Source organism: Rathayibacter sp. AY1A7 (assembly GCF_002930845.1).
GTDB lineage: Bacteria > Actinomycetota > Actinomycetes > Actinomycetales > Microbacteriaceae > Rathayibacter.
The window spans coordinates 17,412-37,519 of the sequence record NZ_PSTL01000005.1; the positions used below are offsets into that span (position 1 = coordinate 17,412).

Here is a 20,108-nt window from a genome sequence, read left to right on the forward strand (position 1 = left end):
GTCGTGTGACCGCTCCCGCGACCCCCGCTCCCTCCACCGCAGCCTCCGTCGGCGAGGCGCTCCCGGGCGAGCCCGCGGTCGTGCTGGACGACTCCCAGCGCGCGGTGCTCGCGCTGCCCGAGGGCCGCAGCGCCGCCGTGCTCGGGGCGCCGGGGACGGGCAAGACCACGACGGTCGTCGAGCTGGTCGCCGAGCGCGTCCTCGAGCGGGGGTACCCGCCCGAGTCGGTCGTGGTGCTCGCGGCCAGCCGCACCGCCGCCACCGCCCTGCGCGACGTACTCGCCCTGCGGCTGGGAGTGCCGACCCGGGGCCCGCTCGCCCGGACCGCGACCTCGCTCGCGTTCGAGGCGGTCACCTCCGCCGCCAAGGAGCGCGGCCTCGAGCGGCCGACCCTCCTGACCGGCGGCGAGCAGGACGCCCTCCTCTCGGAGCTCGTCGAGGGCCACCTCGAGGAGGGGACCGGCCCGCGGTGGCCGCAGGAGTTCAGCCCCGAGGTGCTGCGGCTGCGGACCTTCCGGACCGAGCTCCGCGAGTTCGGGATGCGGGCGACCGAGCACGGGCTCGACTCGGACGCGATCCGCGCCCTCGGGGTCGACGCCGAGCGAGGGGAGTGGAGCGCGGCGGCCGACGTGCTCGACGAGCTGCGCGAGGTGGTCGAGTGGATGGCGCCCCAGGCGGGCACCCGTCTGGACGCGGCGGAGTTCGCGGCCTACGCGGCCGAGGCGATCCGCGCCGGCGAGGGCGGCGAGCGGATCGACGCGCTGCGCCTCGTCGTCGTCGACGACCTCCAGGAGGCGAGCGAGTCGACGCTCGTGCTGCTGCGGGCGCTGACGGAGCGCGGGGTGACCGTGATCGCGCTGGGCGACCCGGACGTGGCGACCAGCGCCTACCGCGGCGCGGCCTCCGACACGCTCGGCCGGTTCGCCGCGAGAATCGGCGCGTCCGACGTCGAGACGCTGGTGCTCGCGCGCGTGCACCGCCACTCGGCCGCGCTGCGGGCGGTCGTGTCGGCGGCCACCGAGCGGATCGGCACCGCGGCGGCCGGCCGGCAGCGGGCGGCGGTCGCGGCTCCGGCCCCCGAGGCGGGCCCGGCACCCGTCCTGGTGCTGCACGCCCCGACGGCGGCGCGCGAGGCGGCGACGGTGGCGCGGCTGCTGCGCGAGCGGCGGCTGCGCGACGGAGTGCCGTGGCGGCGGATGGCGGTCGTCGTCCGCTCCGGAGCCGCAGTCCAGCCGCTGGTGAAGGCGCTCGCGGTGGCGGAGGTGCCGACCCGCTCCGTGCTCGCCGGGCGGGCGCTGCGCGACGACCACGCGGCCCGGGCGCTGCTCGTGCTGGTCGGCGTCGCGATCGGCGAGCGGTCCCTGGACGCGGAGCTCGCGGCGGAGCTGCTGCTCGGCCCGTTCGGCGGGGTCGACCGGCTGGGGCTGCGCCGGCTCCGGCTCGCACTCCGGGCGGAGGAGCTCGCCGGCGGCGGCATCCGCGCGAGCGACCCGCTGCTGGTCGAGGCCCTCGCCGCGACCGGCCGCTTCGCGACCATCGACTCCGCTCCCGCCCGGCAGGCCGAGCGGCTCGCCGTGACGATCGACCGGGTCCGCCGCCTGCACGAGGAGGGGGGCTCGATCGAGGAGCTCCTGTGGTCGGCGTGGGAGTCCAGCCGCGTCGCGTCCTCCTGGCGCGAGCTCGCCCTCGGCACCGGCCTGACCGCCGCCGAGGCGAACCGCAACCTCGACGGCGTGGTCGCCCTCTTCAGCGCCGCGCGCCGGTTCGTGGAGCGGGCGACCGGGCACTCCGCGGTCGGCTTCGTCACCGAGATCCTCGAGGCGGAGGTCCCCGAGGACACGCTCGCTCCGCGCTCCGTCGAGGACGCGGTCCTCATCGGCACGCCCTCCTCCGTCGTCGGCCTGGAGTTCGACGTCGTGGTGGTGGCGCGGCTGCAGGACGGCGTCTGGCCCAACCTCCGCCAGCGCGGCTCGCTGCTCGATCCGGACGGCCTGCTGCGGCACGCCCGCGGCGAGGGCGGACTGCCGCTCGACGCCCGCAAGGCCACTCTCGACGACGAGCTCCGGATGTTCGCCCTGGCCGCCTCCCGCGCCCGGCGGCAGCTCGTGCTCAGCGCCGTCGCGGGCGAGGACGAGACGCCCTCCCTCTTCTTCCGGCTCACCCCGCCGGACGCGCCGCGGCTCGATCCCGCCTCCGCGGTGCCGCTCACGCTGCGCGGGGCGGTGGCGGCGCTGCGCCGGACCGCCACCACACCGGACTCGACCGAGGCTCCCGCCGCCATCCGAGGGCTGAGCGCCCTGGCGCTCGCGGACGTCCCCGGCGCCGACCCCTCCTCCTGGTCCGGGGTGCTCGAGCCCTCGACCACGGAGCCGCTCTTCGACGTCGGCGACCCCGAGCGTCCCGTCTCCGTCTCGCCGAGCCGCCTCGAGGCCTTCGAGCGGTCCCCTCTGGACTGGTTCGTCGACGCCGTCTCCGGCTCCACGACGAGCACGGCGATGGGGGTCGGCACCCTCGTGCACTGGGTCCTCGAGAACGCCGAGCGGCCCGATCCGCAGGAGCTGTGGGCGGCTCTCGAGTCGCGGTGGCCCGAGCTGGTCTTCGAGTCGCCCTGGCTGGGGGAGCGGCAGAAGCGCGTCACACGGCGGCTGATCGACGGCCTCGCGGGCTACCTCGCCGACTTCGAGCGCGGGGGAGGCGTGGTGCTCGGCCGCGAGCAGCAGTTCGAGCTCGACGTCCCGCCCGCCCGGGTGCGGGGCTCGATCGACCGCGTCGAGCGCGCGGCCGACGGCTCCGTCACGATCGTCGATCTCAAGACGGGCCGCAGCACCCCCCGCAAGGACGACATCGCAGAGCACGCGCAGCTGGGCAGCTATCAGCTCGCCGTCGCCGAAGGGGCGATCGAGGCGGCCGACCCGGCCGACGGGGGAGGCGCGAAGCTGCTCTTCGTGGCGACGGGCGTGCGCGGGAAGCCGTACCGCGAGGTGGTCCAGGAGCGCTTCGGCGAGGAGGAGCTGGAGCGGCTGCGCGATCGCGTCCGCGCCGCGGCCCTGGGCATGGCGGCGGCGGGCTTCTCGGGCCTGCTCGACGCGACCCCGTTCTCCCCCGGCGACGCCCTGCGGTACCGCATCCACGCGGTGCCCGAGGTCCCGGGGGACGGACTCCTGGCGATCGACGAGGTCGACGAGACAGAGGACCTGGAGGACTCCGAGGAGCCGGGTCCCGATGCGCCGGCCGATCCTTCCGGCCCCGCCGACCCCGACCCCTCCGCCGTCCTCGAGGAGGAGCTGCCGTGATCGACGCCCTGACCATCGCCGAGCGCCTCGACCTGCGCCCGCCCACCGCCGAACAGCGCGCCGTCATCGAGGCGCCGCTCGAGCCTGCCCTGGTGGTCGCCGGTGCCGGCAGCGGCAAGACCGAGACGATGGCGAACCGCGTCCTCTGGCTCCTCGCGAACGGCCACGCGGCGCCGTCGGAGGTGCTCGGGCTCACCTTCACCCGCAAGGCGGCGGCCGAGCTCGGCGAGCGCATCGGGCGGAGGATCGACCAGCTCGGCGCGGCGGGCCTGCTCCCGCTCGCGCCCGGGCAGTCGGCGCCCGACCCGTTCGAGGCCGCCACCGTCTCGACCTACAACGCCTTCGCGAACACGATCTTCCGCGACAACGCAGCCCTGATCGGCCGCGAGGGGGATGCGACCGTGCTCTCCGAGGCCTCCGCCTGGCATCTCGCGCGGGGAGTCGTGGCCGACACGGCCGATCCGCGCATCCTCGAGGTGGAGGCAGGCATCGACCGGCTGACCGACCTCGTCGTCTCGCTCGCGCACGACCTCGCCGACAACCTCGCCGATCCGGCCGCGGTCGCCGCGTTCGCCGAGGACTTCCTCCGCCTGGGCGAGCTGCCGCGCGGAGGCAGCGGCTCGGGGCTCTACCGCGAGCTCGAGAAGGCGCTGCAGGCCGTGGGCGCGCTGCCGGTGCTGACGGCGCTCGCCGAGCGGTTCCAGGAGGCGAAGGCCGAGCGCGGCTTCGTCGAGTTCTCGGACCAGGTCGCCCTCGCGCTGCGGATCGTCGACCGGGTGCCGCGGATCGTGGACGAGCACCGCGCGAGGTACCGGGTGGTGCTCCTCGACGAGTACCAGGACACCTCCGTGCTGCAGACCCGGCTCCTCTCGCGGCTCTTCGCCGGGCAGGGAGTGATGGCCGTGGGCGACCCGCACCAGTCGATCTACGGCTGGCGCGGTGCGAGCGCCGAGGGGCTCGGCCGCTTCGGCACCGATTTCGGGGGAGCGGGCCGCTTCTCCCTCAGCACGAGCTGGCGCAACGGCCGCCGCGTGCTGACCGCCGCGAACGCGATCGTGGAGCCGCTGTCGGCGGGGAGCGCGGTCGCGGTCGACACGCTGAGCGCGGGTCCTCAGGCCTCCGAGCACCCGGTCGAGCTCACCTTCCCCGAGACGATCGAGGAGGAGGCGGACGACGTCGCCGCCTGGTTCGCCGGGCGGCTGCGCGAGAACGCCGAGCCGCCGTCGGCCGCGGTGCTCTTCCGGGTGCGCGCGCACATGGACCGCTTCGCCGCCGCGCTGGCGAAGCACGGCGTCCGGTACCACATCCTCGGCATCGGGGGCCTGCTGCGGCAGCCCGAGATCGCCGACCTCGTCGCCGCGCTCACCGTGGTCGAGGACCCGGCCGCCGGCAGCGAGCTCGTCCGCCTCCTGGCCGGCGCCCGCTGGCGTCTGGGCGTCCGCGACCTCAAGGCGCTGCGCGACCTCGCCTCGTGGCTCGCGGCGCGCGACCACGCGCACCGGCTGCTCCCGGAGGAGGTGCGCGAGCGGATGCGCGCGTCCGTCACCGAGGGCGAGGGCGGCTCGATCGTCGAGGCCCTCGACTTCATCGCGGCGCGCCGCCCCGGCGACGACGGGCGGATCGACCACTCCGCGCTCGGCGGGTTCAGCGCCGAGGGCCTGCGGCGCCTGCACGAGGCGGGCACCCTGTTCGCCCGGCTGCGCGCCCGGGCCGGGCTCGACCTCCTCGACTTCGTCACCCTGGTCGAGCAGGAGCTGGGCCTGGACATCGAGGTCGAGGCGAACGAGTCGCGCGGGGACGGCCGCGCCAACCTCGAGGCCTTCCGGGAGGCGGTGGCCGGGTACCTGCAGACGGACGACCGCGGCGCCGGCACCGGCTCCTCCCTCCGCGGATTCCTCCGCTGGCTCGTCCTCGCGGACAAGCGCGACGGCCTGGCCCCGCGACCGGAGGACCCGGAGCCGGGGACGGTGCAGCTGCTGACGATCCACGGCTCCAAGGGTCTGGAGTGGGACCTCGTCGCCGTCCCGCGGATGGTCGAAGGCGAGCTCCCCGGCACGCCGGTCGAGGGCTTCCGCGGGTGGGTCAGACTGGGCGCGATGCCCTACGCGTTCCGCGGCGACGCCGCCGAGCTCCCCGATCTCGCCTGGCGCGGCTGCAGCACGCAGAAGGAGGTCGTCGACGCGATCGGAGCGTTCGGCGACACCCTCCGCGAGCGCAACGAGGCGGAGGAGCGGCGACTCGCCTACGTGGCCGTCACGCGGGCGCGTCACCACCTCCTGCTCAGCGGCTCGTGGTGGGCCGGCCAGGCCAAGCCGCGCGGACCGGGCGTCTTCCTCCGCGACCTCGAGGAGGCCGGCACGATCCCGCCGCTGCCGACCGAGCCCGCGAACGAGGAGAACCCGCTCGAGCGGGCCCCGCGCACGTTCCGCTGGCCCCACGATCCGCTCGGCTCCCGCGGCGACCGGGTCCGCGCCGCCGCCGCCCGGGTCCGCAGCGCCGAGCCCGCTCTGCTCGGAGCGCGCGGCGACGACATCCGCCTGCTGCTCGCCGAGCGGGCGGTGCGGCTGGCCGGGGGCGAGCGCACGCCGCTGCCCACCCGCATCCCCGCCTCCCGGTTCAAGGACATCGTCAGCACGCCGGACGAGGTCGCCGCGCAGCTGCGCCGGCCGATGCCGGAGCGCCCCTACCGGCAGACCCGGCTCGGCACGACCTTCCACTCCTGGGTCGAGAACCGCTTCGGCGTCCAGGGTGGGGCGGAGGCGGTCGACACCTTCCCCGACGAGCTCGACGACGCCGGCCCCGCGTCCGTCGAGCAGGAGCGGCTCGACACCCTGATCGCCACGTTCGAGCGCTCGGAGTGGGCCGACCGGCGCCCGGAGGCGGTCGAGATCGAGATCCACCTCCAGCTCGCCGGCCACGTCGTCGTCTGCAAGCTCGACGCGGTGTACCCGACGGAGGACGGCGTGCAGATCGTCGACTGGAAGACCGGGCGGGCGCCGAAGGACGCCGCCGACCTCGAGCTCAAGCAGTTCCAGCTCGCGCTGTACCGGCTCGCCTACTCGCGCTGGCGGGGGGTGCCGCTCGAGAGCGTCGACGCCGTGTTCTACTTCGTCGCCGACGACCTCGTGCTGCGGCCCGAGCGGTTCTACTCAGAGCGCGAGCTCGCGGAGTCGCTCTCCTCGGCGACGGGAGCGAGCCCGCGGCCGTGAGCGGAGGAGCTCGTGCGGGCTCCCGGCGTGCGGTTGAGCAGCTCCTCGACCTCCGAGACCGCCAGCACCGGGCCGGTGTCGGTCGAGAGGGGCGCGGAGAGGTCGCCGAGCACGCTGTCCACAAGCGTGTCCAGCATGGCGACCGCGTCGTCCACGATGGCGGAGTCGTCGGTCTCGGTGCCGTGCAGCAGCCAGCGGGCGAGCTCGAGCTCGGCGTAGAGCTGGGCGCGCTGGCGGATCGTGCGGTCCACTGCTCCCGCGCGCATCCGGGAGTAGGCGGAGAGCGCCGTCTCCGAGCCCGGGGCGCTCAGCAGCCAGTGCAGGTCGCGCGCCGGGTCGCCGACCCGCAGCGCCGCCCAGCCGAGCACGGCCGCGACGACGTCGCCCGAGCGGAGGAAGGAGTCGGCGGTCATCGAGCCGTTCACCACGGTCGGGTCGAACTGCCAGAGCGCCTCGTCGGAGGAGGCCGACTCCCAGCGCGCGACGAGCGCCGCCGGGACGTGGCCGGTGTCGGCCGCGCGCTCGATCACCGCGACCGTCTCGTTCACGCTGTCGCGCGCGGTCGCGATCGGCAGGCCCGCCTCCTGGACGAACGACACCGGGAGCGAGTGGATCGCCCCGATGGCTCGGCCGATCGAGTCCGCGAGCCCGCTCTGCGCGGCCACGTCGTCGATGAGGACGCGATCTCCCTCGAGGTACTCGTAGACGACCGCGCGGGTGCCGTCGAACGGCGTCTGCCCGACGCTCTCCTGCAGATCGAAGGGCAGGCGGCTGCGGATGCCGGCGGTCAGCGCCCGGAGCGCGACGAGGTCGCCGAGCTGCTCCTGCTCCGCGAGCGCGGACGTGGGCACGCGCACGACGAGGCGGGCGCCCTCGCGCGTCGTCAGCAGGGCGGAGTCGAAGTCGCCGTGCGTCGAGGACGTGAAGGGGCGCGCGGAGCGGACGTCGAGGCCCTCGACGGCCGAGGTGGCCAGCGCGGCTAGAGTGAGATGGGATCTGGCCATGGTTTCCAGGGTAGGCGGCTCGTGCCCGGCCGGCCCGCCGCCACGCGCTGTCCCGCCGATGCCGTCGAAGGCCCGCGACAGCGGTCCTCGCGGCCCCCGTCACGAAATGAGCCCCGGATGTCACTGCCCTTCGCCGATCGCCTCCCGCTCTCGCGACAGGCGGCCGACCGCGACGGCGTCGGACGCTCGCGGCCCGCGCTCTTCGACGAGCTGCTCGCCGATCCCGCCACCCGCGTGCTCGTCCTGCACCACGACCGGACCCTGGTCGAGGCCGACCGCCTCCTCCTGCGCCGCCCCGAGGACGTGACCGCCGGCACCCTCCGGATCTACCTCGGCCGCACGCTCGCCGAGGCCCCCGGCGAGCCGGTCGGAACCCCCGTCATCGCGACCGTCCTCACCGACGCGGCCGCCGCCGAACTCGAGCCCGACGAGGAGCGGTGGAGCGGCCTGCGCCCGATCGCCGAGCGCCTGAGCGACCGCGACGCGGGCCTGTTCACCGAGGCTCTCGCCATCGCGAACTGGCACGCCTCGCACGGCTACTCGCCCCGCAACGGCGACCCGACCGTCGTCGAGCAGGGCGGCTGGGTCCGCCGCTCGCCCACCGACGGCAGCCAGGTCTTCCCGCGCACGGATCCGGCGATCATCGTCTGCGTCCTCGACGCGGACGACCGCCTCCTCCTCGGCTCGAACGCGATGTGGGGCACCGGCCGCTTCTCCCTGCTCGCCGGCTTCGTCGAGCCGGGCGAGTCGCTCGAGGCCGCCGTGATCCGCGAGATCGGCGAGGAGTCGGGCATGCGCGTCGTCGACCCGCAGTACCTCGGCTCGCAGCCCTGGCCCTTCCCCGCCTCCCTCATGGTCGGCTTCACCGCCCGCCTCGCCGGGGACCAGTCCCCGGAGGATCTGCTCCCGGACGGCGAGGAGATCGTCGAGCTGCGCTGGTTCACCCGGCAGCAGCTGCACGACTCGCTCGAGTCCGTGCTGCTGCCCGGCCGCTCGTCCATCGCCCGCGCGATGATCGAGGACTGGTACGGAGGCGAGCTGGAGAACGGCCCGATCGCGTGACCCTGCTCGACGGACTCGACGAGGGGCAGCGCGAGGCTGCGGAGGCGCTGCTGGGGCCGGTCTGCGTCCTCGCGGGAGCGGGTACGGGCAAGACCCGGACGATCACGCACCGCATCGCGCACGGAGTGGCGACCGGCGTCTACACGCCCGGCCGCGTCATGGCCCTGACCTTCACCAGCCGCGCCGCGGCCGAGCTGCGCTCGCGCCTGCGGGTGCTCGGCGCCGGCGGCGTCCAGGCCCGCACCTTCCACGCCGCCGCCCTCTCGCAGCTCGGCTACTTCTGGCCGCAGCTGGTGGGGGGCACGATGCCCCAGCTGCTCGACGGCAAGGCGCGCCTGCTCGGGCACGCGGCCGAGCGGCTCCGCCTGAAGCTCGACACAGCGACGCTCCGCGACCTCTCGGCCGAGATCGAGTGGCGGAAGGTGTCCGCCCTCTCGCTCGAGCAGTACGCCGTCGCCGCCCGCACGCGCCCCCTGCCCGGACGGCTCACCCTGGAGCAGACGGTCGCGCTCGTGGACGAGTACGAGGGGCTGAAGGACCAGCGCCGCCAGATCGACTTCGAGGACGTCCTGCTCGTGACCGCCGGGATGCTCGAGTCCGAGCCCGCGATGGCGATGCAGGTGCGCGAGCAGTACCGCTTCTTCGTCGTCGACGAGTACCAGGACGTCTCGCCGCTGCAGCAGCGGCTCCTGGAGCTCTGGCTCGGCGACCGGAGCGACCTCTGCGTCGTCGGCGACGCCAGCCAGACCATCTACTCCTTCGCGGGTGCGCGGGCCGACTACCTCCTCGACTTCCCGTCCCGCTGGCCGACCGCCACCGTGGTGCGCCTGGAGGAGAACTACCGCTCGGCCGTGCCGATCGTCCAGACCGCGAACCGCCTCATGCGGGGCAGGCCCGGCGCCCTCTCGCTCCACGCCGTCGCCGCCGCCGAGGCGCCGGAGCCCGCGATCGACGCCTACCCGGACGACATCGCGGAGGCGCGCGGGATCGCGGCGCGGGTCGCGGCCGACATCGAGGCGGGGGTGCGCCCCTCCGACATCGCGGTCCTCTTCCGCACCAACAGCCAGTCGGCGGTCATCGAGCACGCCCTGCACGAGCGGGGAGTGAGCGCGCACATGCGCGGCGGCAAGCGCTTCTTCGACCTCCCCGAGGTGAAGCAGGCCGTGATGCAGCTGCGCGCGGCGTCCGTGTCGATCAGCGGCGAGCCGTTGTTCAAGTCGGTGAGCGACGTCCTCCGCTCGCTCGGCTGGAGCGCCGAGCCCCCGTCGGCGCCCGGTGCGGTGCGCGACCGGTGGGAGTCGCTGGACACGCTGGCCCGCCTCGTCGACGAGGCCCCTGCCGGATGGACCTTCCGGCAGTTCACGGACGACCTGATCGCACGCCAGCAGGTGCACCACGAGCCGGACCGCGGCGCGGTCACCCTCGCCACGCTGCACTCGGCGAAGGGCCTCGAGTGGGAGTCGGTGCACCTGATGGGGCTCGCCGAGGGACTGCTGCCGATCTCGTACGCCGCCGGCCTCGAGGCGATCGACGAGGAGCGGCGCCTCCTCTACGTCGGCATCACCCGGGCCCGCCGGCGCCTGCGCCTCTCGTGGGCGCGCTCGACGGTCGGCCGCGTCACGCGGAGGGAGCCGTCGCGCTTCCTCGAAGAGCTCGGCACGCGCACTCGGGGTGCGGCTCCCGCTCCCGCACGGTGAAGGCTCCGGAGGCGTCGCTGTAGATCCGCTCGGCCGCGCGGAGCCCTCGCCAGCCCGCGAGCAGCCGCCGCAGCGCGGCGTCGGCGGCCGCCACGGCGATCGCGGCGCTCGCGAGCGGCGTGCGGGTGGGGGCCGTGCGGCCGAGCACCTGGATCACGAGGCGCGCGCGATCCGGGTCGAGGTCCATCCGGTCCCGCTCGGCGCAGTGCAGGCACGGTCCGGAACCCGGCTCCACCAGGGGCCCGAGGCGCACCGATTCGTCGCCGAACACCACCGCCAGGTGTGGCACATCGGCCGCGAGCCAGTGCGCGGCGCGGGCGGGGGCGACCGCGAAGTCGGCGATCAGCACGGCGAGGTCCGGCGTCCCGTCGTCGGCGACCAGCGAGCAGCCCTCGCTCCGGAGCAGCGTGCGCAGTGCGTCCGGTGCCGCGCCCGTCCCCTCGACGACGACCCGCGGTGCCGGGGGAGGGCCGCCGGGCTCGACGCTGCGCAGCAGGACCGGCCGGAGCGCCTCGAGCACCTCGTCGACCCGCGCCTCGCTCGCTCCGGCGCGCGCCGCGATCAGGCGGACGGTGCCGGCGCTGGTGCCCACGCGGAGGGCGTCGAGCAGCAGCTCCTCCGGGTAGCCGACGCCGTCCAGGACCGCGTGCGGCCGGTCGAGGCCGAGCTGCACCGCGGTCGCGGAGCGCCAGAGCAGAGGGAGTCGGGGATCGAGCCGGAGCACCATCCGGCGATCATGGCCGAGACCGGCCCGGCGCCGCGCGAGTTGTCCACAGGCGGGCGCCGGACGGGGGGTCAGACGGGGCGGTCGCCCGTGGGGGAGGAGCCGCGGTCGTCGTCGTCCGGCGAGCCGGCGTCGTCGGTCGTGTCCGGAGCGTCTCCGGAGGCGCCGTCGCCCTCGCGCGGCATCGTGCCGTTCAGCAGGTCCTCCAGCGCGCGGTCCATCTCGTCGGGCTCCGGGGTCTCGCCGCGGGCCTCGGCCGTGAGCCGGGCGACGAGCGCGCTCGGGTCGTCCAGGTCCTCCGAGCCGGGGAGCAGGTCGGGGTGCGACCAGAGGGAGTCGCGGGCCTCGGGTCCGACGGCGTCGGTCACGGCCTGCCACATCGCGGCGGCCTCGCGGAGGCGGCGCGGGCGCAGCTCCAGGCCGACGAGGGTGGCGAAGGCGGATTCGGCCGGCCCGCCGGAGGCGCGGCGGCGGCGGACCGTCTCGGCGATCGCCCCGGCGCTGGGCAGGCGGGTGGTCGCCGCCGCGGTGACGACGTCGACCCATCCCTCGATGAGGGCGAGGACGGTCTCGAGGCGGCCGTGCGCGGCGAGCTGCTCCTCCGTCTTCGGCGGGATGAGCGCGCCGGAGGTCATCGCGTCGCGGAGCTCCTCGGGGTTCGACGGGTCGAAGCCCTCGGCCAGCTCCTCGAGGCGGGTGGTGTCGATGCTGATCCCGCGCGCGAAGTCGGTGATCTGCGAGATGAGAGCGAGACGGAGCCACTTGCCGTGCCGGAAGAGGCGGGCGTGCGCGAGCTCGCGGACCGCCAGGTACAGCTGCACCTGGTCCAGCGGGATGTCGAGGCCCTCGCCGAACGCGGCGACGTTCTGCGGCAGGATCGCCGCGTCGTTCTCCTCCAGCAGCGGGATGCCGATGTCGCCGCCCGAGACGACCTCGGCGGCGAGCTGCCCGACGACCTGGCCCAGCTGCAGGGCGAACAGGGTGCCGCCGATCCCGCGCATCATGCCCTCGGCACCGGCGATCATCGCCTGCATCTCCTCCGGGGCCTGCTCGCGGAGCACGCGGGTCAGCGCGTCCGAGATGCTCAGCGCCACCGGCTCGGCGAGCTGGGTCCAGACCGGCATCGTCAGGGAGATCCACTCGAGGCGGCTGATCGAGCGCGGCGTGCGGCTCAGCTCGGAGACGTACGCGACCTCGTCGAGCCAGAGCGCGGCGACGCCGAAGGCCGCGTCGATCGGAGCCCGCACGGAGTCGGACACCGGCGCGGACTCGGCGCGCGCGAGCTGCTTCGCCTGCTCGAGCGAGAGCGTCCAGTTGACGCCGCCGTCGCCGTTCTGCTGCATCGCGCTCTGCAGCTGCGAGAGCAGGTTCTGCAGGGCCACCGGGTCGTTCGGCAGTCCCGCCGCTCCGGCGAGCTGCGAGGGGTCGACCGGGCCGTTCCCCGAGAGGAACTGCCGCAGCATCTCCCGGAACTCGTCCTCGGAGCCGCCGCCCGCTCGGTCCGCACTGTCGCCATCGGCCATCGGGATCAGCCCTCCGTCGCTCACGTGAATCCGGTCGCCGCACCGCCTCCGCGGCCCTGCACAGGGCGCCGGTTCCGGCGCGACTCCCAGTCGTGCAAGCTACGTTAGCCCGAGCGCCCGGGGCCTCGGCGTGCAGAGCACCGCTCGGGCCCAGCCCGCTTCCGCCCGCCGCGAACATCCCGGCGGAGCCGCTCCACCCGTTGCCAGAAAGGCCCCCGTGTCGCTGTTCTCCGACGACCCGCGCCCCTCCTCCTCCCCGCGCCGCCCGTGGGTCGGACCGGTCGTCCTCCTCTCGGGTGTCGCCGTCGTGGTCGGTCTGGGCGTCGCGCCCGCCCCCTACGTGATCGAGCAGCCCGGCCCCGTGTTCGACACCCTGGGCAGCAGCAAGGACGTGCCCCTCATCTCGATCCCGGACCGCACCACCTATCCCACGGCCGGCACGCTCGACATGCTCACCGTGTCGGTCGTCGGCAACCCGCAGAGCCTGCCCACCTGGGTCGAGGTCGCGAGCGCCTGGTTCGACAGGACCAAGGCGGTCGTCCCGGTCGACGCGATCTTCCCTCCCTCCTCCACGGTCGAGGAGCGCGACGAGGCGAACCAGGCCGAGATGACCGACTCCCAGCAGGAGGCGATCGCCGCCGCGCTCACCGAGCTCGGCTACCCCGTCGAGCAGCGCGTCTCGGTCGTGCAGGTGCCCGAGGGTTCCCCGGCCGAGGGCGTCCTGGAGGCGGGGGACGAGATCCTCGCGGTCGCGGGCACCCCCGTCGCCGACGCGACCGCCCTGCGCGCGACCCTGCAGACCCTCGGCACCGGCTCCCCGGTGCAGGTCAGCATCGAGCGCGAGGGCGTCCGGCAGGAGGTGGAGGTCACGCCGCGCGACTCGAACGGCGCCGCCGTCATCGGCGTCCTCCCCGGAGCGGCCTTCGACTTCCCGTTCGAGGTCGACATCCAGCTGGACGACGTGGGCGGGCCGAGCGCGGGCATGATGTTCGCCCTCGGGATCATCGACAAGCTCACCGAGGGCGAGCTCAACGGCGGGCGGAGCGTCGCCGGGACCGGCACGATCGACGCGGCCGGCGAGGTCGGCGCCATCGGCGGGATCCGCCAGAAGCTCTACGGGGCGGAGGGCGCCGGAGCCGAGTACTTCCTCGCCCCCGCGACCAACTGCAACGAGGTCGTCGGCCACGTCCCCGACGGGCTCGACGTGCTCGCGGTCTCGACCCTCGACGACGCCCTCGCCGCACTGAAGGGCATCGCCGCGGGCGACACCTCCGGGCTGCCGGACTGCAGCACCGCCGCTCCCCTCGACTGATCCCGCCCGCCGACCCCGGGTCGACGCCCAGGTGAGCCGGACAGCCGTCGCATAGCATGGGTGGCCTCCCCTCACATCTCGACAGCAAGAGGCCCTCACGTGAGTTCCACAGCAACCGAAACCCCGCCGCGGAAGAGACGGAGCGTCCTCGCCGTCACTGTCGTGGTGGTGGCCGTCCTGGTGGTGGCGTTCTTCGTCTTCGCCGGTCTGTACACCGACATCCTCTGGTACGACCAGCTCGGCTTCCTCTCCGTGCTCACGACGCAGTGGGCGGCGGCGGGCGGTCTCTTCGTCATCGGCTTCGTCGCCATGGCGGTGCCGGTGTTCATCAGCCTGATGCTGGCTTACCGCCTCCGGCCGGTCTACGCGAAGCTCAACTCGCAGATCGACCGCTACCAGCAGGTCGTGGAGCCGCTGCGGCGCCTGGCCACCTTCGGGATCCCCGCGGTGCTCGGCCTCTTCGCCGGCGTCTCCTCCGCCACCCGCTGGCAGACGAGCCTCACCTTCTGGAACCGCACGCCCTCGGGCACCACGGATCCGCAGTTCGGCCTCGACACGTCGTTCTACCTCTTCGAGCTGCCCTTCTACCAGAGCATCGTCGGCTTCGCGTCGGCCGTCCTGCTGATCTCGGCGTTCGCGACCCTCGCCACCGGCTACCTCTACGGAGCGATCCGGGTGAACGGCCGCGAGATCCGCATCTCGAAGGCCTCGCGCATCCAGCTGGCGGTCATCGCCGCCCTCTACCTCGCCGTGCAGGCGGTCAGCCTCTGGCTCGACCAGTACGCGACGCTCGCGCAGCAGGGGCCCCGCATCACCGGCGCCACCTACTCCACCGTCAACGCGACGATCCCGGGCCTGCAGATCCTGGCCGGCATCGCGGCGCTGGTCGCGATCCTCTTCGTCGTCACCGCCTTCATCGGCCGCTGGCGCTTCCCGGTCATCGGCACCGCGCTGCTGATCGTGTCGAGCCTGCTCGTCGGCTCCCTCTACCCGTGGATCGTGCAGAAGTTCCAGGTCGAGCCCAACGAGCGCACGCTCGAGCAGCCCTTCATCCAGAACAACATCGATATGACGCGCCAGGCCTACGGCGTCAGCGACGTCGACGTCATCCCCTACGACGCGACCACCGACGCGGAGCCGGGCGCCCTGCGCTCGGACGCCGAGACCACCGCGAACATCCGCATCCTCGACCCCGCCGTCGTCACCGACGCGTTCTCGCAGCTGCAGCAGTTCCGCCAGTACTACAAGTTCGGCGACACGCAGAACGCGCTCGACGTCGACCGCTACTCCATCGACGGATCGACGCAGGACGCCGTGGTCGGCGTCCGCGAGCTGAACCTCAACGGCCTCGGCACCAACCAGACCTGGTACAACCAGACGCTGGTCTACACCCACGGCTACGGCCTGGTCGCCGCGTACGGCAACCAGCGCTCGGCCGACGGAGAGCCGGTGTTCATCGAGTCCGGTGTCCCGACGACGGGCGACCTCGGCGACTACGAGCCGCGGATCTACTTCGGCGAGAACTCCCCGCCGTACTCGATCGTGGGCGGCAACGACTCGCGCGACATCGAGCTCGACTACCCCTCGGGCACCGACGGCGCGCAGCAGACCTACACGACCTTCGACGGCGAGGGCGGCCCCGCTCTCGACAACGTCTTCAAGAAGCTCGTCTACGCGATCAAGTTCCAGTCCGAGCAGATCTTCCTCTCGGACGGCGTGAACGACGACTCGCAGATCCTCTACGACCGCGATCCCGTGCAGCGCGTCCAGAAGGTCGCGCCGTACCTCAAGCTCGACTCCGACGCCTACCCGACCGTCGTCGACGGCCGCGTGAAGTGGGTCGTCGACGGGTACACCACCTCGGCCGACTACCCGTACTCGGAGGTGCAGAGCCTCTCGCAGGCGATCGCCGACACGAACACGCAGCAGCAGTTCCCGACCGACGACGTCAACTACATCCGCAACTCGGTGAAGGCGACCGTCGACGCGTACGACGGCAGCGTCACGCTCTACGCGTGGGACACCGAGGACCCGATCCTGCAGACCTGGCAGAAGATCTTCCCGACCACGGTGAAGCCCGTGAGCGACATGTCGGGCGAGCTGCTCAGCCACGTCCGGTACCCGGAGGACCTCTTCAAGGTCCAGCGCGCGGTCCTCGGCACCTACCACGTCACCGACGCGGGCTCCTTCTACTCCCGCGAGGACGCCTGGGCGACGCCGAACGACCCGACGAGCGGAGCCGCGACCACGGCCGCCGCGACCGGCACCAGCCTGCAGCCTCCGTACTACCTGACGCTGCAGACGCCGGATCAGGACGTGCCGTCGTACTCGCTCTACTCGACGTACATCCCGGCGAGCGTCCAGGGCGCGCAGGCCAGCCGCAACGTGCTGACCGGCTACCTCGTGGCCGACTCCGACGCCGGCTCGACGGCGGGCTCCGTGGCCGACGGCTACGGCACGCTCCGCCTGCTCGAGCTGCCGAAGGACGACACGGTGCCCGGCCCCGGCCAGGTGCAGAACGCGTTCACCACCGACCCGACGGTCGCGAACGAGCTGAACATCCTCTCCCGCGGCGACACCACCGTCACGAGGGGCAACCTGCTCACGCTGCCGGTCGGCGGCGGCCTGCTCTACGTCCAGCCGATCTACGTGCGCTCCAACGGAGACACGAGCTTCCCGCTCCTGCAGAAGGTGCTGGTCGCGTTCGGTGACGACATCGCCTTCGAGGACACCCTCGACGCGGCCCTCGACAGCCTCTTCGGCGGCGACTCGGGAGCCGACGCGGGCGACACCGGCACGCCGACGACTCCGGACGCCGGCACCGGCACCTCGGGCGGCGACACCGGAGGCGACGCGGGCGGCACGACCGGCGGCACCGGCTCCACGCCGGCCACGGGCGACCAGACGGCGCTGCAGCAGGCGCTGAACGACGCGCGGGACGCACTCACGGCTCGCGAGAACGCCCTCAAGGCGGGCGACCTCACCGCCTTCGCGGCGGCGGACGAGCAGCTGACCGAGGCGCTCTCGCGGGCGCTGCAGGCCGAGGGCGGCCAGTAGCCCGCATGGTGCAGGTCGACCGCGGCGAGCACCTCCGCTCGGGGGAGTGGCTCGAGCTGAACCGCACGTACTGGGAGGAGCGCACCGGCGAGGGTGCGCTCCACCCGGAGCTCGTCACCGCGGCGCTCCTCGACCCCGGGCCGAGGATCCTCCAGCTCGGCTCGGGCGACGGGCTCGACGCGCTCGAGCTCGCCGAGCGCGGCGCCCGCGTGGTGGGCGTCGACTTCTCGATGCCCGCGGTGCGCCGAGCACGCGCCGCCGCCGCGGACAGGGACCTCGCCGGCTCCGCCCGCTTCGTCTGCGCGAACCTCTACGAGCTGCGGCACATGCTGCCGGAGCCCGACTCGTTCGACGTCGTGCTCTGCAGCGCCGGCGTCGTCTCGTGGCTCCCCGACCTGGAGGAGTGGGCGCGGCTGGTGGAGTGGTTCGTCGCCCCCGGCGGAGCGGTGCTCGTCGCCCCGTCGTCGTCCGCTCCCGTCGGCGCCGACGTCCGCACCTGGTCGCGCACCTCGTCCGAGCTCGCCGCCGCCCTGACGGCGGTCGGGCTGAGCGTGGACGAGAGCGTCGTGCTGCGCGCCGCCAAGCCCGCCTGAGACCGGAGCCCGCTCCCACCGCCGCGTCGATTTGCATCGGCGCCGGAACGCGTGTAACGTCTCTTCTTGTGCCGCGGGGTGGAGCAGTTCGGTAGCTCGCTGGGCTCATAACCCAGAGGTCGTAGGTTCAAATCCTGCCCCCGCAACAAGAAAGCGAAAGCCGGTCCGGAGAAGGGCCGGCTTTCGTCGTTAACACCGGTCGCGGACGTGCTCCCCGCGGCTGACAGTGCGCGGGCCGAGACCTCAGTCGCCCTCGATCACGCTCAGCACGTTGCCCGCCGGATCGCGGAACCAGCAGATAGTCGGCCCGTGGCCGCGCATCACTCCGTCCGCATCGGTCGGCAGCGACGGGTCGTCGTAGATCGCCGTGGTGACGCCTGCCGCGTGCAGCTCGGCGACCGCCGCGTCGATGTCCTCCACCGAGAAGTTCAGGATCGTGAACGACGCCGGCTCGTGGTCCGGCTTCGGGTACGCGATCGCGCGGCCTCCGCCCGGCAGCCGGATGTCGAGGATCCCCATCGCGTTCAGCTCGACCTCGAGCCCCAGCACTCCGCCGTAGAAGGCCCGCGCCGCCTCCACGTCGTCCACGCTGAAGCCGCTGAAGGCCCTCTCGCTCCGGATCATCGCCGTCCTCCGTCCCGCGGCCGCACCGTCGCGCCCGCTCCGCTCCGGACGCTACTCCGGTCGCCCGTCCGCGTCACCGTCGGATCCGCCCGCGGCGCCGCCGACCGCGAGCCGGTCTCGCGCGACCCGCATCCGCGGACCGGCCTCCCGACGCTCCGCGCCGACGCGTGTGCCGGACCGGCCCGCACGTTAGGCTCGACCCCGATGCGAGGGGTGCTGCTGTGAGGGACGAACGCGGAGACGACGGCTCGAACGAGGGGCTCGGCGGCCGCCCGACCCGGCGGAGCCCGCGGCAGGCGCCGCACGCGCTGCCCGCGGCACGCGTCGCCACTCCGGTCCTCACGCCCGTCCGCCCCGTGCGGCGCCGCCGGGGCCGTGTCTTCCGCGCGACCGTCAGCACGGTCGCCCTCGCCGCCATCGCGGGCCTCGTGGCGGTCTCCGCGCTCCCCGCCTACTCCTTCGACCCGGCACCCGATTCGCAGGCCGCCGTCGAGGCCGCCGCCCGCGTGCAGGCGCTCGGTAACCAGAAGCTCACCGTCGCGGCGACCGCGGTCCAGGAGCAGGTCATCCGCGACTCCTTCACCGCACCGACCCAGGCCCAGCTCGACGAGGCGGCCGCCCAGGCGCGCGCGCTCGCCGTCGCCGAGCAGGCCGCCCGCGACGCCGAGACCGCCCGCCTCGCCCAGGAGGCGCAGGCCGCGGCAGGCACGACCGGCGCGGACGGCGCCGCCGCGGGCAGCGGCGGCACCAGCACCTCGGTCACGCCCCGCGAGGAGGGCGACGACTACCCCTGGCGCGACCAGCTCACCGACGACCAGGGCGGCGGCCTCTCGCCGCTGCGGTACTACTACCGCGAGTGCGTCGACTTCGTCGCCTGGCGGATCAACCGCGACCAGGGCTCGACGAGCGCACCCTTCAAGTGGACCTGGGGCAACATGACCCCGGGCGGGGGCAGCGCCTACGCGTGGGCCGGCCAGTGGGCCTCCCACGGCTGGGTGACCAGCAGCACGCCCGTCCCCGGCGCGGTCGCCTGGTTCACCGGCAACCACGTCGCGTACGTGCAGGCCGTCAACTCCGACGGCACGGTCTCGCTCGAGGAGTACAACTGGGGCAACGACCACGCGTACCACAAGCGCACCATCCCGGCCTCCCAGGTCGCCCTCTTCCTCTACCCGCCGAGCTGATGACCGGCGCCGTCGGCATGGCCGTGGCGCAGTTCGCCCCCTCGACGGACCGGGAGGCGAACATCGCGACGATCGAGCGCCTGGCCCGGATCGCCGCCGAGCGCGGCGCGAGCATGGTGGTGCTGCCGGAGTACAGCTCCGCCTTCACCGATCCGCTCGGGCCCGAGCTGGTCGCGGCGGGCGAGGCGCTGGACGGCCCGTTCGTCACGGCTCTCGCGGCCCTCGCGCGCGAGCTCCGGATCCATCTCGTGGCAGGCATGGTCGAGGCGGTGGACGGACGCCGCATCGCGAACACGCTCGTCGCGCTCGACCCCGAGGGCGCGCTCGTGGCCCGCTACCGCAAGCTCCACCTGTACGACGCCTTCGGTCAGACCGAGTCGGAGTGGGTCGCCGCGGGGGAGATCGCCGCACCCGAGACGTTCGAGGTCGGCGGCCTCGTCGTCGGGCTGCAGACCTGCTACGACCTGCGCTTCCCGGAGGTCAGCCGCTGGCTGGTCGACGCCGGGGTCGACGTCATCGCGGCACCGGCCGAGTGGGTGCGCGGCCCGCTCAAGGAGGCGCACTGGCGGACGCTGGTCACCGCCCGCGCGCTCGAGAACACGGTGTACCTCGTCGCAGCCGACCAGACCCCGCCGATCGGGGTCGGCACGAGCATGATCGTCGATCCGATGGGCGTCGAGACCGTCACCCTCGGCGAGGTCGAGGACGTCGCCGTCGCCTGGGTCTCGCGCGAGCGGATCGACGCGGCGCGCGCGAAGAACCCCGCTCTGGCGCTGCGGCGCTTCCGGGTGCTGCCGCTCTGACCGCCGCCCCCGGCCCGACGGCG

13 protein-coding genes and 1 tRNA gene are annotated in these 20,108 nt (G+C 74.0%); 10 read left to right on the forward strand and 4 right to left on the reverse strand.

Annotated features, from left to right (window positions below; genetic code table 11):
• The first annotated feature begins 5 nt into the window (after positions 1-5).
• On the forward strand, positions 6-3,293 hold the full coding sequence (locus tag C5B95_RS06025) for an ATP-dependent DNA helicase (RefSeq protein ID WP_104348701.1): 3,288 nt from the start codon (positions 6-8) through the stop codon (positions 3,291-3,293).
• On the forward strand, positions 3,290-6,502 hold the full coding sequence (locus tag C5B95_RS06030) for an ATP-dependent DNA helicase (RefSeq protein WP_104348702.1): 3,213 nt from the start codon (positions 3,290-3,292) through the stop codon (positions 6,500-6,502). The genes C5B95_RS06025 and C5B95_RS06030 overlap by 4 nt, the downstream gene beginning before the upstream one ends.
• Here C5B95_RS06030 and C5B95_RS06035 read toward each other — a convergent pair.
• A complete protein-coding gene (locus C5B95_RS06035; protein WP_104317473.1) occupies positions 6,439-7,506 on the reverse strand; it encodes a phosphotransferase in 1,068 nt (355 codons plus the stop codon). The genes C5B95_RS06030 and C5B95_RS06035 overlap by 64 nt on opposite strands.
• 117 nt (positions 7,507-7,623) lie before the next feature.
• Between C5B95_RS06035 and nudC the strand changes: the two genes are divergently transcribed.
• Together nudC and C5B95_RS06045 are read left to right on the forward strand one after the other, a co-directional pair.
• Positions 7,624-8,568: an NAD(+) diphosphatase gene (gene nudC, locus C5B95_RS06040; protein ID WP_104348703.1), complete on the forward strand. Its 945-nt coding sequence runs from the start codon at positions 7,624-7,626 to the stop codon at positions 8,566-8,568.
• Positions 8,565-10,265, forward strand: coding sequence for an ATP-dependent helicase (locus C5B95_RS06045; protein ID WP_104291998.1), 1,701 nt, complete (start codon positions 8,565-8,567; stop codon positions 10,263-10,265). The genes nudC and C5B95_RS06045 overlap by 4 nt, the downstream gene beginning before the upstream one ends.
• Here the strand turns inward: C5B95_RS06045 and C5B95_RS06050 are convergent.
• Both C5B95_RS06050 and C5B95_RS06055 read right to left on the reverse strand, forming a co-directional pair.
• Positions 10,186-10,992 (reverse strand): hypothetical protein, encoded by an 807-nt coding sequence (locus C5B95_RS06050; RefSeq protein ID WP_104348704.1) that lies wholly within the window; start codon positions 10,990-10,992, stop codon positions 10,186-10,188. The two genes, C5B95_RS06045 and C5B95_RS06050, sit on opposite strands and share 80 nt — an antisense overlap.
• 68 nt (positions 10,993-11,060) lie before the next feature.
• Positions 11,061-12,512: a zinc-dependent metalloprotease gene (locus C5B95_RS06055; protein ID WP_104238192.1), complete on the reverse strand. Its 1,452-nt coding sequence runs from the start codon at positions 12,510-12,512 to the stop codon at positions 11,061-11,063.
• Positions 12,513-12,729: 217 nt separating this feature from the next.
• Here C5B95_RS06055 and C5B95_RS06060 point away from each other — a divergent pair, with 217 nt between their 5' ends.
• From C5B95_RS06060 to C5B95_RS06075, 4 genes are all read left to right on the forward strand, one after another.
• Complete coding sequence (locus C5B95_RS06060) at positions 12,730-13,824, forward strand: PDZ domain-containing protein (RefSeq protein ID WP_104233183.1); 1,095 nt, start codon at positions 12,730-12,732, stop codon at positions 13,822-13,824.
• 99 nt (positions 13,825-13,923) lie between these two features.
• Entirely contained in the window at positions 13,924-16,881 is a 2,958-nt protein-coding gene (locus C5B95_RS06065) for a UPF0182 family protein (protein ID WP_181027225.1), read from the forward strand.
• Between the two features lie 5 nt (positions 16,882-16,886).
• Positions 16,887-17,474, forward strand: coding sequence for a bifunctional 2-polyprenyl-6-hydroxyphenol methylase/3-demethylubiquinol 3-O-methyltransferase UbiG (locus C5B95_RS06070; RefSeq protein ID WP_104348705.1), 588 nt, complete (start codon positions 16,887-16,889; stop codon positions 17,472-17,474).
• Between the two features lie 72 nt (positions 17,475-17,546).
• Positions 17,547-17,620 (forward strand) — tRNA-Met (locus C5B95_RS06075).
• Between the two features lie 97 nt (positions 17,621-17,717).
• Here C5B95_RS06075 and C5B95_RS06080 read toward each other — a convergent pair.
• Positions 17,718-18,098: a VOC family protein gene (locus C5B95_RS06080; RefSeq protein ID WP_104348706.1), complete on the reverse strand. Its 381-nt coding sequence runs from the start codon at positions 18,096-18,098 to the stop codon at positions 17,718-17,720.
• A gap of 221 nt (positions 18,099-18,319) precedes the next feature.
• On the opposite strand from C5B95_RS06080, the gene C5B95_RS06085 reads away from it, so the two are divergent.
• Together C5B95_RS06085 and C5B95_RS06090 are read left to right on the forward strand one after the other, a co-directional pair.
• The gene (locus tag C5B95_RS06085) at positions 18,320-19,282 is read left to right on the forward strand and encodes a CHAP domain-containing protein (protein ID WP_104348707.1); all 963 of its coding nucleotides are present in this window, start codon (positions 18,320-18,322) and stop codon (positions 19,280-19,282) included.
• A complete protein-coding gene (locus tag C5B95_RS06090) occupies positions 19,282-20,085 on the forward strand; it encodes a carbon-nitrogen hydrolase family protein (RefSeq protein ID WP_104257272.1) in 804 nt (267 codons plus the stop codon). The genes C5B95_RS06085 and C5B95_RS06090 overlap by 1 nt, the downstream gene beginning before the upstream one ends.
• Positions 20,086-20,108: the final 23 nt, after the last annotated feature.

Excerpts from the sequence above, each read along its gene's own strand:
- nudC (WP_104348703.1), top strand. The coding sequence starts at position 7,624 with ATGTCACTGCCCTTCGCCGATCGCCTCCCGCTCTCGCGACAGGCGGCC.
- C5B95_RS06070 (WP_104348705.1), top strand. The coding sequence starts at position 16,887 with ATGGTGCAGGTCGACCGCGGCGAGCACCTCCGCTCGGGGGAGTGGCTC.
- C5B95_RS06035 (WP_104317473.1), bottom strand. The coding sequence starts at position 7,506 with ATGGCCAGATCCCATCTCACTCTAGCCGCGCTGGCCACCTCGGCCGTC.
- C5B95_RS06090 (WP_104257272.1), top strand. The coding sequence starts at position 19,282 with ATGACCGGCGCCGTCGGCATGGCCGTGGCGCAGTTCGCCCCCTCGACG.
- C5B95_RS06080 (WP_104348706.1), bottom strand. The coding sequence starts at position 18,098 with ATGATCCGGAGCGAGAGGGCCTTCAGCGGCTTCAGCGTGGACGACGTG.
- C5B95_RS06050 (WP_104348704.1), bottom strand. The coding sequence starts at position 10,992 with ATGGTGCTCCGGCTCGATCCCCGACTCCCTCTGCTCTGGCGCTCCGCG.
- C5B95_RS06055 (WP_104238192.1), bottom strand. The coding sequence starts at position 12,512 with ATGGCCGATGGCGACAGTGCGGACCGAGCGGGCGGCGGCTCCGAGGAC.